The 16,172-nt window shown below is 38.4% G+C and carries 14 protein-coding genes; 8 read left to right on the forward strand and 6 right to left on the reverse strand.

Going from position 1 to position 16,172, the window contains the following annotated elements:
* Positions 1–162: 162 nt before the first annotated feature.
* Entirely contained in the window at positions 163–669 is a 507-nt protein-coding gene (dps, locus tag HMPREF3129_RS08790; RefSeq protein WP_004244496.1) for a DNA starvation/stationary phase protection protein Dps, read from the forward strand.
* Between the two features lie 60 nt (positions 670–729).
* On the opposite strand, the gene dinG is transcribed toward dps, so the two are convergent.
* Entirely contained in the window at positions 730–2,838 is a 2,109-nt protein-coding gene (gene dinG, locus HMPREF3129_RS08795; RefSeq protein ID WP_070486953.1) for an ATP-dependent DNA helicase DinG, read from the reverse strand.
* Positions 2,839–3,101: 263 nt separating this feature from the next.
* Between dinG and HMPREF3129_RS08800 the strand changes: the two genes are divergently transcribed.
* On the forward strand, positions 3,102–4,010 hold the full coding sequence (locus HMPREF3129_RS08800; protein ID WP_004244494.1) for a LysR family transcriptional regulator: 909 nt from the start codon (positions 3,102–3,104) through the stop codon (positions 4,008–4,010).
* Positions 4,011–4,130: 120 nt separating this feature from the next.
* Here HMPREF3129_RS08800 and HMPREF3129_RS08805 read toward each other — a convergent pair whose 3' ends face one another.
* Positions 4,131–5,510: an MmgE/PrpD family protein gene (locus HMPREF3129_RS08805; RefSeq protein WP_070486955.1), complete on the reverse strand. Its 1,380-nt coding sequence runs from the start codon at positions 5,508–5,510 to the stop codon at positions 4,131–4,133.
* A gap of 70 nt (positions 5,511–5,580) precedes the next feature.
* Positions 5,581–6,948: an adenylosuccinate lyase gene (gene purB, locus HMPREF3129_RS08810; RefSeq protein ID WP_036920001.1), complete on the reverse strand. Its 1,368-nt coding sequence runs from the start codon at positions 6,946–6,948 to the stop codon at positions 5,581–5,583.
* Between the two features lie 408 nt (positions 6,949–7,356).
* Here purB and metC point away from each other — a divergent pair, with 408 nt between their 5' ends.
* The 4 genes from metC to sseA all read left to right on the forward strand — a co-directional run bounded on the left by metC (position 7,357) and on the right by sseA (position 11,264).
* Positions 7,357–8,532: a cystathionine beta-lyase gene (metC, locus tag HMPREF3129_RS08815; RefSeq protein WP_004244491.1), complete on the forward strand. Its 1,176-nt coding sequence runs from the start codon at positions 7,357–7,359 to the stop codon at positions 8,530–8,532.
* A 35-nt stretch (positions 8,533–8,567) separates the two neighbouring features.
* Positions 8,568–9,935 carry a C4-dicarboxylate transporter DcuC gene (gene dcuC, locus HMPREF3129_RS08820; RefSeq protein WP_004252125.1) on the forward strand — a complete coding sequence of 456 codons (1,368 nt, stop codon included), beginning with the start codon at positions 8,568–8,570 and terminating at the stop codon, positions 9,933–9,935.
* Between the two features lie 285 nt (positions 9,936–10,220).
* A complete protein-coding gene (locus tag HMPREF3129_RS08825) occupies positions 10,221–10,406 on the forward strand; it encodes a hypothetical protein (protein WP_012367682.1) in 186 nt (61 codons plus the stop codon).
* A 12-nt stretch (positions 10,407–10,418) separates the two neighbouring features.
* Positions 10,419–11,264 carry a 3-mercaptopyruvate sulfurtransferase gene (gene sseA, locus HMPREF3129_RS08830; protein WP_036919999.1) on the forward strand — a complete coding sequence of 282 codons (846 nt, stop codon included), beginning with the start codon at positions 10,419–10,421 and terminating at the stop codon, positions 11,262–11,264.
* An 83-nt stretch (positions 11,265–11,347) separates the two neighbouring features.
* Here sseA and HMPREF3129_RS08835 read toward each other — a convergent pair whose 3' ends face one another.
* The 3 genes from HMPREF3129_RS08835 to rhlE form a co-directional block, all read right to left on the reverse strand.
* Positions 11,348–11,596, reverse strand: coding sequence for a GlsB/YeaQ/YmgE family stress response membrane protein (locus HMPREF3129_RS08835; RefSeq protein WP_004244486.1), 249 nt, complete (start codon positions 11,594–11,596; stop codon positions 11,348–11,350).
* A gap of 205 nt (positions 11,597–11,801) precedes the next feature.
* Positions 11,802–12,734, reverse strand: a complete 933-nt coding sequence (gene dusC / locus HMPREF3129_RS08840) for a tRNA dihydrouridine(16) synthase DusC (RefSeq protein WP_004247575.1) — start codon at positions 12,732–12,734, stop codon at positions 11,802–11,804.
* A 9-nt stretch (positions 12,735–12,743) separates the two neighbouring features.
* Positions 12,744–14,141, reverse strand: a complete 1,398-nt coding sequence (gene rhlE / locus HMPREF3129_RS08845; RefSeq protein WP_012367680.1) for an ATP-dependent RNA helicase RhlE — start codon at positions 14,139–14,141, stop codon at positions 12,744–12,746.
* Between the two features lie 310 nt (positions 14,142–14,451).
* Between rhlE and cecR the strand changes: the two genes are divergently transcribed.
* Together cecR and hlyD are read left to right on the forward strand one after the other, a co-directional pair.
* Positions 14,452–15,150, forward strand: a complete 699-nt coding sequence (gene cecR / locus HMPREF3129_RS08850; protein ID WP_004244482.1) for a transcriptional regulator — start codon at positions 14,452–14,454, stop codon at positions 15,148–15,150.
* 17 nt (positions 15,151–15,167) lie between these two features.
* Positions 15,168–16,154: a secretion protein HlyD gene (gene hlyD / locus HMPREF3129_RS08855; protein WP_004247573.1), complete on the forward strand. Its 987-nt coding sequence runs from the start codon at positions 15,168–15,170 to the stop codon at positions 16,152–16,154.
* Positions 16,155–16,172 lie beyond the last annotated feature (18 nt).

Raw genomic sequence — 16,172 nt, forward strand, 5'->3', positions numbered from 1 at the left:
TATTGTCTTATTCTAAATAGGCTATTTCGATAGATGACATTTTTATTAGTAATGCCCTATCAATTTAATAGTAGCAAGCGATAAGACTAACCATTAATAATCCACTATCATAATTAACAGAAATTAAGATATTGAGTTATTAATTATTTAGGGAGAACGATTATGAGTACTGCTAAATTAGTCAAATCCACACCTTCAGCCCTGCTTTATACCCGTAATAATGTTGATGACAGTGTTAAACTGCATACTATCGAACTACTGCAGCAAATGGTGACTCAGTTTATCGATTTGTCTCTCATTACCAAACAAGCACACTGGAATATGCGCGGTAGAAACTTTATTGCCGTACACGAAATGGTAGATGGTTTCCGTGATACCATCAATGAACATACTGATGAGTTTGCTGAGCGTTTAGTACAATTAGGTGGCACAGTCCTTGGTACACCACAAACTGTCAGTAAAAAAACACCTTTAAAAGCCTATCCACTCGATATTCATGATGTGCAAGATCACCTTAAAGCATTGGCTGATCGCTATGCGGTAGTCGCTAATGATATTCGTAAAGCGATTGATGAAGTTGAAGATGAAGATACTGCTGATATGTTTACCGCAGCATCCCGTGATCTAGATAAATTCTTATGGTTTATTGAAGCAAATATTGAAAACTAATTGCTTACTTAATCACATGCTTCTTACTGAAAAGGGCTACCAATATAGGTAGCCTTTTTATTATTCTGTTTTAGGTATATCTGGCTGATAAATAGGAAAGACAGGTAGCGCGGTTAATAGCCGTGAGCCGTAGTTTTTCGTTAATAAACGTCTATCATAAATAACAACTTCACCATGGCAATGATGGCTACGAATAAGACGCCCAACTTGCTGGATCAAATTAAATGATGCACTTGGTAAGCTTTGCACTTCAAAAGGATAACGTTTCAGTGATTTTAGCCATTCCCCTTCCGTCACAATGACCGGATCAGTAACAGGTGGAAAAGCAATTTTATGAATATGTACTTGCGTTAAATAGTCACCTTTTAAATCTAATCCTTCAGCAAAAGATTGTAACCCAATTAACACACTATTATCGCCCGCATCAATACGCTTACAATGTGTCTCCACTAAACGATAGCGCGGTTGATCTCCTTGGACTAAGAGACTCAAACGTAGATCTTTAACTTCCTCTAAAAAACCTTCCATCGCCCGTTGACTACTAAATAATACTAATTGCCCTCGATGGTGGTTTTCTACCATTCCTTGACGAAAATAGCGTGCCATCTCTTTTAAATGCGCTTTTTCATTCGCCATTGTCGGTTCATAACGCATTTTAGGGATAACGAGTTTCCCTTGCCTTTCATGTGTAAAAGGCGATGACAAGGTAATAAAACGATCATCAAAGTGTTCGCTTAGTCCTGTAAGCTCTTGAATACGCGAAAAACTGTTTAATGAACGTAGTGTGGCAGAAGTGATCACCACATGAGGAATATTTTTCCATAATAATTGTGTTAACTGTTCACTAACGCGAATACCAGCACAATGTAAATAGAGATGTGACTGCTTTTTATCATAACGACGAGTAAGCCATTTCGAAACGGGTGCTTTTGATGTCTGCTCTAATGTCGCAAGTCGCCATAGTTTTGCCATATTTTCCAGATAACCAACCATTCTGCTGGTGGTTAAAATCGCGCGATGTAAACGTACAACATCTTCTTTTGCTGTTCGCTCAGTTAAGTCGTTAAGAATCGACTCACCTAACATTTTTAAACCATCGGTTAGCTTAAATAAGTCTTGGCAACATAACAGTAATTGTTCAGGTAATTGACCTAATGGAAATAAATATTCATCATTTTCACTGCGCTCAGGCAATAACGCGCGGGTAAAATGTTCAACGTCTTGATAGGCTTCGCGCATTTTTGCAATATGAGCATCAAAACGAATGGGATCGGCTAATTTGGGTGGTTTGACTGGGATAAATTGTGCTAAATATTGGCTGACATGACGAGTCATATTATCAAGTTGCATATTTAATGCCGATAAGGTTATTTCCCCTTCAACTTCAAGCGCATCTCTAGCAACATCAGGAATATGATGCCCTTCATCTAACACTAATAAGATATTTTTTGCATCAGGTAACACCGATTCACTTTCCATCGCAGCCATCACAAGAGCATGATTGGTGATAACCACATCAACTTCGTCTATTTCTCGACGGGCCAGAAAAAAAGGACAGCAATGATAGTATTGGCAATTACGACCTAAGCAATTCATTTTATCTGTGCTAATCTTGCGCCATAAACTATCCGTTAATGCTCGTTTATGGTGATCACGCAAACCATCCCAACCAAAGCTGGTAAAATCGTGCTTTAACTCTTGGCAAATCTCCCTTTCCGCACTGGTTGCGACATCAACTTTATCTTCCAGCAAAAACATTAAATCAATTTGCTCACCTTCTGTTGCACAAATTGCCTCTAAATTACGGGGACATAAATAACGACCTCGCCCAAAAGCCCCAGTAAAAGTCAGGTCTGGAATAATTTTTTTTAGTAAAGGCAGATCTTTGCTGTAAATTTGATCTTGTAGCGCCACATTCGCCGTACTGATAATCAGTGGTTTTTTCTCTTCCCGACTGATAGCAATACCAGGAATAAGATAAGAGAGTGTTTTACCTACTCCTGTAGGCGCTTCAATAATTAGATGTCGCCCCGTTTCATCAGAAAATGTCTTCGCAACTTCAGCAATCATTTCGCGCTGAGGCGCTCGTGGAATAAAGCCTTCAATATGCTCAGGTAATGCTTTATACCATTGGCTGATTTGCATTTTTACAGATTGAGAAAGGGACATAACTACTCTATTTATCATTAAAATAAGCGTTATTGTCGCATAACACTGTATAAAAATCAGTAGTCAGCTGCACTTACTCGCCTTTTTCATCAAATACTGCGTAACCCTACGAATTTATTGAGCGGTGTTATAGATTATTGATCCAACTCTTCATAGTATGAAAGAGAGCGGTATGCCAATTAAAAAGAACTTTATTAACCTTTATAAAAATAATACCTCTTGCGTTTTATTTCGCACCACAACACCAATTAAGAGATAATAAAATGACTTCTGCAAAGCGCCCTATTTTTAATTTAGAGTTAGACCTACTCAGAACTTTTGTTGCTGTTGCCGATGGTTCCACCTTTGCCGCAGCCGCTGAATCAGTTTGCCGAACACAATCTGCAGTCAGCCAACAAATGCAACGCCTTGAGTCATTAATAGGTAAAGAGCTTTTTGCTCGACAAGGGAGAAATAAAACATTAACCGAAGCAGGCACTCAACTGCTTAATTATGCTCGGCGGATTTTGCGCATTAATGATGAAGCATGTTTATCTTTATTGCATGAAGAAATTGATGGAATATTAAAGATTGGCTCTCCCGATGATACAGCAAACACAATCTTACCCGATCTACTTGCTCGTTTTTCAGGTGCTTATCCTCGTTTAATTATGGAGATTATTGTTAAACGTAGCCCTTTTTTAATGTCAATGTTGGAAAATAATGAGGTCGATTTAGCCATTTCTACAGAAGAGCATGTCGGTTATCCTAAAATTGTCTTACGCGTATCGCCTTCGTTATGGTATTGCGGTAAACATTTTAGATTTGATCTTGACGAACCGTTACCTTTAGTGGTTCTTGATGAACCAAGTACTTACCGTGATATGATGATAAATCACCTTGATCAACAAAATATTCGCTGGCGCATTGCCTATATTGCCACCACCTTATCTGGTGCCAGAGCGGCCGTTCGTGCTGGTTTAGGTATAATGGCACGCTCTATCGAGCTTTCTGGTGATGATTTACGTATTTTGGGTGAAAAAGAGGGATTACCGCCATTACCTGCTATTCGTTATAACCTTTATCTTAATGCCAATAGCCCGAGTAAAGCAGCTCAGATACTATTTGATTCATTAAAAAATGAGCAGAATGAAGTCATTAATCACGCAGATATTACCCTTCAAAACCACTAACTCATTAAGGAAACAAAAATGGCACTACAATAAATTGTCAGTGCCATTTATCAGGTGCAACTCATTTAAACAAAAGGTATCAGATTCATTATCTTGTCCCTGTGGATGCAGATAAAAGAGTTATGCCTCTACCCGTAATAATTGTGTAAGTAATGAAATAGGTATATTTTCAAAATTCATTATATTTTCAATCAGTTGATCAGCTTGTGTCTTTTTCATTACACACTTGGCATTATCATAAAACTTCGCTATTACATCCGTATCAACCATCGGATTTTCAGGGTTACCATACTGAATATCGATCCTTTCAGTTAATTGTTGCCCATTTTTCAATCTAACAAAGATTAATCCAGGAAAATAGCTCGGAAAGGGAATTTCATTTTCTGATGGATAACGATAGCTCACTTTTTTCGCCAATAGTTGGATATCGTTACGCTGTAAGTTTTCCGCTGAAAGCGATGATAAAGTTAACGCATTATCCAAAAAACCAATAGCAAATAACCAAGGTAAGCTAAATTTTGCCCCATAAGCTGTTTTTGGCGCCCATTTTGTTTCGAGTGGCTCACAAATTAATGCAGCAGCAACTGGATCAATCACACATTCTACTTGTTCAATTTCTTCCGCACTGATCCCTCTTTTAAGTAAACGACGTCCACAATCAACAGTAGCATGAGCAAAATGGCAAACCGGATAAGGTTTTATTGAAACATTTAAAAACTCCCATTGTTCACCTAATCCTTGTGCAACCTGTTCAGGGATCGCTTGCTCGCTGATCCCATGAGTATGATAAATACTGTATCGCCCTTCAAATATTGTCTCAGGCCCAGTCATTCCCCCTTTAGCTAACGAGGCTGCAATAATACCGGATTGAGCGGCCCATCCGGCATGAAAACATTTTGCCGATGAGCTATTAGTCAGATATTCAGCGATACCCGCTGCTTGACTTGCCGTTAGTCCTAACGCATTTACCGCCTGCTGTGACGTAAGTTTTAATAATGAAGCCGCACATGCTGTTGCACCGAAGATCCCAGCAATCGCCGTTGCATGAAATCCACGTTGATGGAAACCACTGTGACTCGCTAAACCAACCCGTGCAGCAACTTCCCAACCAATAACCCAAGCCGTTAATATTTCTTCATTTGAGGCGTTTAATGTTTCCCCTAACGCAAAAGCTATCGGTGTTAATACAGCACTACCGTGAGTAATAGAATCAGTATGTGTATCATCGAAATCTAATGCATGTGCAGCAATACCATTGGCTAAGGCTGCTGCAGTGGTATTAGCTGTCTGCATACTTCCCCAAATGGGGATCTTACCTTGGCTATCGGGTAAAAGAGTAATCCCATGACGTCCTTGTTTCGAGCTAGATTGTGTACTCCCTGCAAGTGCTACACCTAATGTATCTAATAAATGTAATCTGGCTCGAGCTATCAGTTGCGTTGGAAGCTGTGAAAATGTCGTTGTAGTAATAAAATTAGCTACATGCTGACTCAATGTCATATAAATACCTCAATGCTGATAATAACAAAGCCAGTTATCACTGGCTTTTTATGAGATTTCATTCCATCAATTAATCATTTAACCAGCCGGAAGCTTTTGTTTGAGCGACTACACGATCAACTTGCTCAGGAGCATTACCAACATAGGTAGTTGGATCTAGCAAAGCATTTAACTCTTCTTGTGAAATATGGTCACGAATACGAGTATCACGATTAATAGCTTCTACGAAAGTAATCCCCTCTTCTTGTCCAGACATTGACGCTTCATACACAATTTCGTGAGCAGTTTGTTTGCCTGCTTTATCGGACAGAGCAAACATCACACGTTCTGCTAACATAAACCCACCTAAGATATCCATGTTGTGACGCATTTTTTCAACATGAACATTTAGCCCACCTAGTACTGTTTTCATATTATCCAAGATAACAGATAACATCAGACACATTTCTGGCATAATCTTCCACTCCATCTTCCAGATAGCACCATCACGTTCATGTTGATGTTTCATCATATCCGTTAATACAGAAAGATTAGCTTTTAAGGTATTACTTACACAGGCGGCATTTTCAACAATAGCTGGATTGCGTTTATGTGGCATAGTTGAAGAGCCAACTTGCCCTTTACCAAAAGGCTCTGAAAGCTCATCAATTTCATTGTGTGCTAATATTAAGATCTCGTTAGCTATTTTCCCTAACGTTCCACTAATTAATCCAATTAACATACCATATTCACTAAATCTATCACGTGCTGGTTGCCATGAGATTTCCGGTATACCTAATCCTAAGCGTTTTAATACGCGTTTTTCTAATTCATCAGCTTTATCGCTTAAAGAAGCTTTAGTCCCGACAGCACCGACTACACTGCCAACAAATAGACGAGGTTCCACCTCTTTAAGTCGTTGATAATGACGCGCTAACTCTGTCAACCAAATTGCTGTTTTATGCCCAAATGTGATTGGTAACGCTTGTAACGCTAAAGTGCGTCCAACCATAGGTGTATTACGGTGTTTTTCACTTAAAGAAAGTAATGAACGACCTAATATTTTAATATCACGTAAAAAAGTTTGATGAGCAGCTTTAAGTTGTAGCACTAAGCCTGTATCAATAACATCTTGTGTTGTCGGCCCAAAATGAACATATTCTCCATAATGTTCAGAACAAGTATATTCTAAGCCTCGAATAGTAGGTACTAATGGATGTCGAGTAAGACGAACTTGTTCTAATACATAATCCATATCTAATTTTTCAAGTTTTGCACTCTGTACAATAACCTCAGCCGCCTTTTGAGGAATTAAACCAAGCTCAGCTTGTTCTATTGCTAATGCTGCTTCATAATCAAGCCAATTTTGTATTCTAGTTTTGTCAGAAAAAATAGTTCTCATTTCTTCTGTTGACCATAAGTTTTTTAATAAAACAGAATCAAACACACTAGTTCCCATAATTATTTCCCCTGTTAAAAGAATAATAAAAAATCGTTTTTAAAATAAAACGAGTTGTTAGCTTGTTACTTTATTTATGCAATAGAATTTTAATAAAAACACTTTGATAATTTTAATCTAATTTAAAGAATTTCTAATCAATTGAAAACTAATTAAAATTCAATAAGTTGCAAAATAAAATTAATTTATTATTTATACCTTTTAAATCTTAAACAATCTTTAAGATTTAATTAGAATAATTAATGATAAAAAATTAGAGCAAGATCATCATTTTTTAAAAATAGATATTTTAAAAATAAATATCTTTGTTATAAATAATAGCAACTACAAATTTCCAGCTCAAAATAGTAATTAAATTCTAAATTAATTACTGGGAGATCTTATTTTCTATATTCGGAGATATAAATAATGAAACAGAATAAACAAACAACATTGATACATAGTGGGCGTCAAGCAATTAAAACATCTGGCCCAATTAACCCTCCTGTTATGAGAGCCAGTACTATTGTTTTTGATTCAATAAAAAGTTGGCGTGAAATACGCGATCGTCGTATTACTGAACGAGTATTAAGCTATGGTGCTCGTGGTACAGAAACAGCGTTTGCACTTGAAGCATTAGTAACTGAATTAGAAGGTGGTTATCGAGCACAGCTCTTTCCTACAGGGCTAGCCGCAATTGCATTTACTATTATGGGCTACGCCCGAAGTGGTGGGCATGTTTTATTTGCTGATTCTGTCTATGAACCCGTACGTAAAATAGCCTCTGCTTTTTTAGAGCCTAATAATATCACTTATAGCTTTTTTAAAACTGACGGTTCAGATTTCGAGCAAAAAATTCAAGAAAACACTCAACTTATTTTCGTTGAATCACCGGGTTCATTACTTTATGAAATGCTGGATCTACCAGAAATTTGCCATATCGCTCATGAAAAAAATATTCCTGTTGGGGTGGATAATACTTGGGGCTCGGCATGGCTTTATAACCCTTTGGAATTAGGTGCTGATGTTTCTGTAATTGCTGCAACTAAATATTTATGCGGTCACTCAGATGTCATGATGGGCATTATGATCGCAAATGAAACCGCATGGAAACAAATTGGGGCATTACCAGAAGCTCTTGGTCAAGCAAGTAGCCCTGATGATGCCGCCTTAGTCCTGAGAGGAATGAGGACTCTTGCTCAACGTCTTACAAATCATGGTAAATCAGCACTGGCTATCGCTCAGTGGTTAGAAACACGCCCTGAAGTGGCCAAAGTTTGGTTTCCAGAGTTACCCACACATCCTCGCCATGACTTATGGAAACGTGATTGTAAAGGTAGTAATGGATTATTAACCATTGAATTTAAACAAAAATATACCATTAAACAATCTGAACAATTTATTGATGCATTAACCTTATTTGGTATTGGTGCATCTTGGGGAGGATTTGAAAGTCTTGCATTACCCGCCAATGTTATGGGTGCCAGAACAGCAACAGATTGGCGTGAAGGCCACGGTCCTTTTGTACGTTTACATATTGGTCTTGAGTCTACTGATGACTTAATTGCAGATCTCACCCAAGCATTTAGTGCATTAAATCAATAACAACAATACTGCATCACGACACTGGGGAATTAATTATGACTGGTTTAATTATTGCCGCGCTAGTTACTGCGTTGGTAGTTTATTTGCTGGCTCGAGGTTATAAACCTCAACCTGTGTTATTACTCGGAGGCATGCTGTTATTGCTCCTTACAGCTTCTCTCGATCTCAACCCTTTATTACCGGAAAATAAATCTACACAATTTAAGTATTTTGATATTTTCCAAATTTTTACCGATATTATGAGCTCGCGTTTAGCGGGTTTAGGTTTAACCTTAATGGCAATTGCTGGTTTCTCACGTTATATGGAACACGTGGGCGCCAGCCGAGCTTTATTTGCTATTTTTGAAAAACCATTAAAAACGATTAAATCCCCCTACTTATTACTGGTTATTTCATTTTTAGTCACACAAATTTTAGTTATTTTTATTCCTAGCCATGCAGGTTTAGGAATGTTACTCATGGTAACGATGTACCCTATTTTAATTCGCTCAGGTATTAGTCCTCTATCTGCTTTAGCTGTTATCGGTTGTTGTCAATTTATTGATCATGGACCCGGCTCTGGAAATGTTATTATGGCGGCTAAAACAGCGGATATTGAACCTGCAGTCTATTTTGTTCAACACCAACTCCCTATCACTATTCCTATTATCATTGCGGTTGCTATTACCCATTTCTTTATTCAACGTTGGTGGGATAAACGTGAGGGTTTTGTTTTCGACCCAACAGCTATTGATAATGTAAAAGAAGAAGGAAGTCAGGTGCCATTATCATATGCCTTATTACCCGTGATCCCTTTAATTCTCATTATTGGTTTTAGTCCGTTATTTCATAATTACATTAAATTAGAAGTGACTACCGCAATGATTATTAGTACGGTTATTGCACTAGTCTTTGAATATGTGCGATTGCGCGATGCTAAAGCGGTAATGAACAGTTTTATGTTGTTCTTTGAAGGCATGGGAAAACAGTTTGTTTTAGTTGTATCGTTGATTGTATCTGGGGAATTTTTTGCTAATGGATTACTAAAAAGTGGCGCGGTAGATACCTTAATTAGTTCTGCTCAAGATGCTGGCTTTGGTATTGCTGCGATGATTATTGTGATGAGTGCCATCTTAGCATTAGCAGCCTTTTTAATGGGATCGGGTAATGCTGCATTCTTTTCATTTGCCGCATTAACACCCAAAATTGCTGCGTTCTTAAAAGTCGATGTCATCACTTTAATTTTACCTATGCAAATTATGACCAGCTTTGGTCGCACAGTTTCACCTATTACGGCAGCTATTGTTGCTATTGCAGGAATTGCCAATGTCTCACCTTTCCAAATAGTGAAAAGAACCGCAATTCCAATGGCTATCGCCGCTACCGTTAACTTAGCGATGACATTCTGGTTTTTATACACATAATTTACAGCACCGATTGTGTATCAAATAAAATAATAAGTTGTATTCCCTTCCCCTTAAACTCGGTGACTCCTGAGTTTAAGGGCTTTTTGTTATTATCCATCACCCTAAACAATAACTATCACCATAATTAAAACTAGGTATTATTATATTCCAAATTTGTTTGTTTTTTGAACAGTGATATCCTATTTTAATACTAACCAATTTACTGCTTTATGTGGTACAGCACTTGTTTCAATGGCATATCTAGATATACTTTTTAGTAACATTCATCTGCACATAAATCTTATGAAAAAATTACTTCTTGTTGTTATCGCACTACTGGCTTTTGGCTCCCTTGGAGGCGTTTTTCTTGCCGGACTAAATATTTATACGCGCTCAACCACACCGGTAGACACAGAGCAGACTCAACCTAATCGCTCACCAGCACAGCAATTTCCAGCTCTACCAGATAGCTCACCATCGACGAAATAAAGAGGTTGCACCATGGAATTTGATTATTTTGTTACCCCACAATGGCTTTTTGAACATCACGACGATCAAGATCTGGTGATAGTTGATGTTAGCGCGCCCATGCCTACGCAAGATATTGACTATCATCAACGCTATCTTGAACGTCATATCCCTGGTGCCCATTTTTTTGATCTGGATGAAATCGCCGATAAAACAACATCATTACCACATATGTTGCCATCTGACACACTGTTTTCTGAAACCTTAACTCAGTTAGGTATTTCAAATAATACAACAGTGATCCTCTATGATATCGGCAATCTCTTTTCAGCACCTCGTGGCTGGTGGACTTTTACTACCTTAGGTTGTCACAAGGTGCGTATTCTGGCCGGTGGTTTACAAGCTTGGCAAGAAGCGGGGTTCCCCCTTGAACAAGGAGAAACGCCCAAAGTCCCAGCCACTCACCCTTTTATCGTTACACGCCACACTCAACGCCGTGTCGATAAACAACAAATACTGGATAATCTGACTACGCAACAAAATCAAATCATTGATGCTCGTTCGGCGGATAGATTTTATGGTAGAGCACCAGAGCCTCGTCCCGGTTTACGTAGGGGCCATATTCCCAATAGTAAAAATGTTCCTTGGGATAACTTAGTTATTAATGGACAATTAAAAGATAAAGCGCAATTACAGCACATTTTTGAACAAGCAGGTGTCGATTTATCTCAACCAATTATTGTCAGTTGTGGCTCAGGTATGACAGCAGCTATTCTATTTTTGGCTTTAACTCTATTGGGCTGCCAAAATATCGCACTGTATGATGGCTCTTGGGCGCAGTGGGGAGCAGAAAACGCATTACCTTGTGAATGCGAATAAAATAAAAGCGATAGTGAAGTTAGCACAAAAAAGTAAACCCGCAGATGCGGGTTTAATAGTATTAATAGACTCTTTATTTCCAATTAACTGGCAAATATTTTTGCTAAATAAAGCACAACGATTGCCCCTATTACGGCAACGACAAAACTACCAAAATTGAAACCATCTACTTTGCCTTTACCAAAGAAATTACTAATTACACCACCAACTACAGCACCCACAATACCTAGAATACAGGTCCAGATAAGGCCGATATCATACGAGCCAGGCATTAAGAATTTGGCTAAGATACCCGCAATAAGACCGAACACAATCCAAGAAAGAAATCCCATAGTTCCCCCTAAATGTAGTGATAATATAGATAGTATATTAAAAATGGTCACTTTAAGAGTGTAAGACGAAATAGTGATTTTTTCCAATAATTGTACTTAAACAGCAATTATTTTTTTCATATTCAGATATTTTTACCTTTTTATAGAAAAAACCAGCACCTTATTATTAATGCTGGTTTTGGCTATTAATAACCTGTTGTGGTTATTATAACGCTTCTATTATTTTGGCTATTTCAGGTGAGGTTTTTAGCGTTCTAATTTGACTAAAAAGTGCATCAGCATCTTGATATTCTTTCCTTAAATATCCCAACCACTGTTTTATACGGGAAGCATGGTAATAAGTGGTATCCCCTTGCTTTTCTAGACGAATATAGCGTTTAAGTAATTGGATCACTTGTGACCAAGGCATTTTTTCTTCAATACCTTTTATCACATTACTTAAATTGGGCGTATGCATCGCCCCGCGACCTATCATAATCGCATCACAGCCGGTTATCTTTAAACAAGAGATAGCATCTTCTCGACACCAAATCTCACCGTTAGCGATAACGGGAATAGTCAATTTTTGGCGAATTTCACCAATCGCTTGCCAGTTTATCTTATCAGCACGATAACCATCTTCTTTTGTTCTACCGTGGATAGTAATTTCTGTCGCGCCACCTTGTTCTACCGCATCGGCAATTTCATGGCAATAAGATGAACAATCCCACCCTAATCGTACCTTTACAGAAACAGGTAAATCCGCAGGTACAGCACCACGCATCGCTTTAGTTGCTTGATAAATCGTTTCTGGTTGTTTTAATAACGAGGCACCACCGCCATTACCATTGACGGTTTTAGAAGGACAACCACAATTAAGATCAACCCCCCATGAACCTAAAGAGACGGCTCGAAAAGCGTTTTCTGCCAACCATTGTGGATTTTGCCCTAATAATTGTACCCGCACCAAGGTGCCACTTTGCGTGCGGCTTTGGGTGTGTAATTCAGGGCATAAACGATAAAATGCTTTTGGCGGTAATAATGAATCAACAACGCGAATAAATTCCGTGATACAGAGATCGTAATGATTAATCGCCGTCAGTAGATCTCTCACAAGGGGGTCTAACACCCCCTCCATTGGCGCTAATAGGACTCGCACAGTTTAGCCTCAAAATTCTTTTCTAGCTTTTGACCAAGGATTTTGATTATCACGATCATCATCGTGTTTGCGTGAACGTCTAGCTGGTTTAGATTTATTCTGTTTTATCTCACCCGTTTCACTCTCTTTTTGATTACGACTATTTTTATTACGTGGTGTATGGCGATTATCTTTGCCACGAATATCAGCACGACCATGTCCGCCTTCTTTATTATTACGTGCTTTATTCTTTGGCTTTTTATGCAAAGGTGCCGCTTTTATTGAGGGATCAGGATCATAACCTTCTAATGCTAAACGAGGAATTTCACGTTTTAATAAGCGTTCAATATCAGCTAATAAGCCATGTTCATCAACACAAACTAAAGATATCGCTTTACCTGTTGCTGCCGCACGCCCTGTTCGACCAATACGATGAACATAATCTTCTGCTACCTGCGGTAATTCAAAGTTGACCACATAAGGAAGTTGGTCAATATCAAGTCCCCGCGCTGCAATATCAGTGGCAACTAACGCTTTTAATTTACCGTCTTTAAAATCAGCTAGAGCACGTGTTCTAGCTCCTTGGCTTTTATTACCATGGATCGCCGCTGATTTGATGCCATCTAAATTAAGATGTTCAGCTAATTTATTCGCACCATGTTTAGTTCGAGTAAAAATAAGAACTTGAGGCCAATTTTCTAGACCAATTAAGTGTGATAACAGCTCTGTCTTACGCTTTTTATCCACTAAATGGACATATTGATCAACAGATTCAGCCGCTGAGTTTTTGGGGGCAACAGCAATACTTATAGGATTGTTGAGTAGTGAGTTAGCAAGCCCTGTTATCTCTTTTGAAAAAGTCGCTGAAAAGAGTAAATTTTGTCGTTTTTTCGGTAACTTATTGATGACTCGACGAATATCATGAATAAATCCCATATCTAACATACGATCAGCTTCATCTAACACCAATACTTCAACGCGAGATAAGTCAACAGCATTTTGATGTTCAAGATCAAGTAAGCGGCCCGGTGTTGCAATCAAAACATCGACGCCACCTCGTAGTTTCATCATTTGAGGATTGATACTGACGCCACCAAAAACCACCAATGAACGAATAGGTAAATAACGACTATAAGCTTTTACGTTATCGGCAATTTGTGCAGCTAATTCACGTGTAGGGGTTAAAATAAGCGCTTTAACTGGCTTACGCCCTTTCGTTTTCTCTGCAGATGTAGCGAGTTTTTCCAGTATCGGTAATGTAAATGCGGCCGTTTTTCCCGTACCCGTTTGTGCACTTGCTAATACGTCCTTACCCGCCAAAATCGGCTCAATCGCCTGTTGTTGAATAGGGGTTGGGGTTTTATACCCTTGTTCATCAATAGCGCGGAGAAGCGCCTCACTTAAACCAAGCGATGTAAAATCGGTCAAAACAGAAATCTCCTACAACCAGAACGTATAACACGGTGATTGAAATTAAAAATGACGGGCTTTCACCTCAAGGTGAAAGAGAATGAACCTTATCAGGTTAACCTAATAGCGGTCATTTTAACAGTTTTGCTATCTTGCGAATATAAAAATAATTTTTAAATAAATCATGTTTTTTTTATTACATGTCATCTTTATTTCATTATTTACTACAAATTTATCCTGTTACTCAATATCATCGAATATACTACTTTCAATAACGACTATTTTAATGTTATTTCTTTGTTACATTTTACTTAAGTAAGGTATCCTTATGCCAGACACACACCAAAAGAAAACTCGAGGGGAACTTGCAAAACGACAGTTATTAGAAGCTGCCTGTGAAATCTTTGGTAAAAATGGGCCTGATAGCGCCACAACTCGCCAGATTGCGCAAGCTGCGAAGCAAAATATCGCGGCTATTGCTTACTATTTTGGCTCTAAAGAAGGGTTATATCTCGCTGTTGCACAGTATATTGCCGATTTAATTCGAATTGATTTTGAACCCACCGTTGCACAACTTGATGATTTTCTTGAAAAACCTAATCCAACAGAGCACTTACCCCTATTACAAAAACTGATCATTGACAGTTTTTTGCAATATGCCCGACTCGTACTTGATAAAAGCAATGTACATATCAGTCGCATTATGGCAAGAGAACAACTTGTTCCCACAGAAGCCTATTCCCTTATCCACCAGCAAGCGTTATCTCCGCTATTAACTCGTGTAAATCGTTTATTAGCACTTTATATTGGCTTAGATCCAACTTTACCAAAAACCATGCTACATACTCACGCTATTTTGGGAGAGGTGCTATCATTTCGATTAGTACGAGAAACCATTTTACGCCAAACTGGATGGGATAGAATTGGTAAACAGGAATATGAAATTATTTCTAATACCTTAAAAGTACATATTACTTTACTACTTGATGGACTAAGAGAGATCTATACTCATAACAACCATGCATAAATATAAATAGAGTTATTATGAAAACGAAAAAAATCAGTGTCTTTATTATCTTAATGATTATTATCGGTATTATCGCAGGTATCTATTATTATGAAGAGAACAAAGATCCTGAGTTAGTACTCTATGGAAATGTTGATATTCGGACGGTTAACTTAAGTTTTCGTGTTGCAGGCAAGTTAGCGGAACTACAAGTTGATGAAGGTGCGCCGGTCACCAAAGGTCAATTATTAGGCCAACTCGATGATGCACCTTACATTAATGCATTAAATAAAGCTTATGGTGAACGTGATAGTGCCATCGCTTCATTAGCCTTAATGGAGGCTGGTTACCGCAGTGAAGAAATTGCACAAGCCCAGTCAGATGTGTCATTAAAACGTGCCGCATGGCAATATGCTGAAAACTTTTATAAGCGACAACAAGATCTTGCTAATCGCAAAGTTATTTCAGCCAATGACTTAGACAGTGCCCGCAATAATCGTAACCAAGCGGCTGCGGCATTAAAAGCAGCACAAGACAAACTCAATCAATATCAAAATGGTTATCGCCAAGAAGATATTGATATGGCAAGAGGTCAAGTACTTCAAGCCAAAGCGGCAGTCGCCCAAGCAGAGCTTAATCTTCAAGACACCAAATTAACCTCACCTGCAGAAGGAACTATACTGACTCGTGCTGTGGAGCCTGGCACTATTTTATCAGCAGGAAGCCCTGTTTTTACTGTTTCTTTAACTAACCCTGTATGGGTTAGAGCTTATATTAGTGAAAATCATTTAGGTGAAGCGATACCTAATCGCGAAGTGTATCTTTATACCGACAGTCGCAAAGATAAGCCTTATCACGGCACTATAGGTTTTGTTTCGCCAACCGCTGAATTTACCCCTAAAAGCGTTGAAACACCGGAACTACGCACTGATCTAGTTTATCGTATAAGAGTGGTTGTCACCGATGCTGATGATGCATTACGCCAAGGAATGCCAGTGACCTTGAAATTTGCACCGACTCATTAAGTTGAGGAGAGGCAATCA

Source organism: Proteus sp. HMSC14B05 (assembly GCF_001808035.1).
Lineage (GTDB): Bacteria > Pseudomonadota > Gammaproteobacteria > Enterobacterales > Enterobacteriaceae > Proteus > Proteus mirabilis.

Excerpts from the sequence above, each read along its gene's own strand:
- dcuC (WP_004252125.1), top strand. The coding sequence starts at position 8,568 with ATGACTGGTTTAATTATTGCCGCGCTAGTTACTGCGTTGGTAGTTTAT.
- sseA (WP_036919999.1), top strand. The coding sequence starts at position 10,419 with ATGGAATTTGATTATTTTGTTACCCCACAATGGCTTTTTGAACATCAC.
- dinG (WP_070486953.1), bottom strand. The coding sequence starts at position 2,838 with ATGTCCCTTTCTCAATCTGTAAAAATGCAAATCAGCCAATGGTATAAA.
- HMPREF3129_RS08825 (WP_012367682.1), top strand. The coding sequence starts at position 10,221 with ATGAAAAAATTACTTCTTGTTGTTATCGCACTACTGGCTTTTGGCTCC.
- HMPREF3129_RS08835 (WP_004244486.1), bottom strand. The coding sequence starts at position 11,596 with ATGGGATTTCTTTCTTGGATTGTGTTCGGTCTTATTGCGGGTATCTTA.
- metC (WP_004244491.1), top strand. The coding sequence starts at position 7,357 with ATGAAACAGAATAAACAAACAACATTGATACATAGTGGGCGTCAAGCA.
- HMPREF3129_RS08800 (WP_004244494.1), top strand. The coding sequence starts at position 3,102 with ATGACTTCTGCAAAGCGCCCTATTTTTAATTTAGAGTTAGACCTACTC.
- hlyD (WP_004247573.1), top strand. The coding sequence starts at position 15,168 with ATGAAAACGAAAAAAATCAGTGTCTTTATTATCTTAATGATTATTATC.
- purB (WP_036920001.1), bottom strand. The coding sequence starts at position 6,948 with ATGGGAACTAGTGTGTTTGATTCTGTTTTATTAAAAAACTTATGGTCA.
- HMPREF3129_RS08805 (WP_070486955.1), bottom strand. The coding sequence starts at position 5,510 with ATGACATTGAGTCAGCATGTAGCTAATTTTATTACTACAACGACATTT.
- dps (WP_004244496.1), top strand. The coding sequence starts at position 163 with ATGAGTACTGCTAAATTAGTCAAATCCACACCTTCAGCCCTGCTTTAT.
- cecR (WP_004244482.1), top strand. The coding sequence starts at position 14,452 with ATGCCAGACACACACCAAAAGAAAACTCGAGGGGAACTTGCAAAACGA.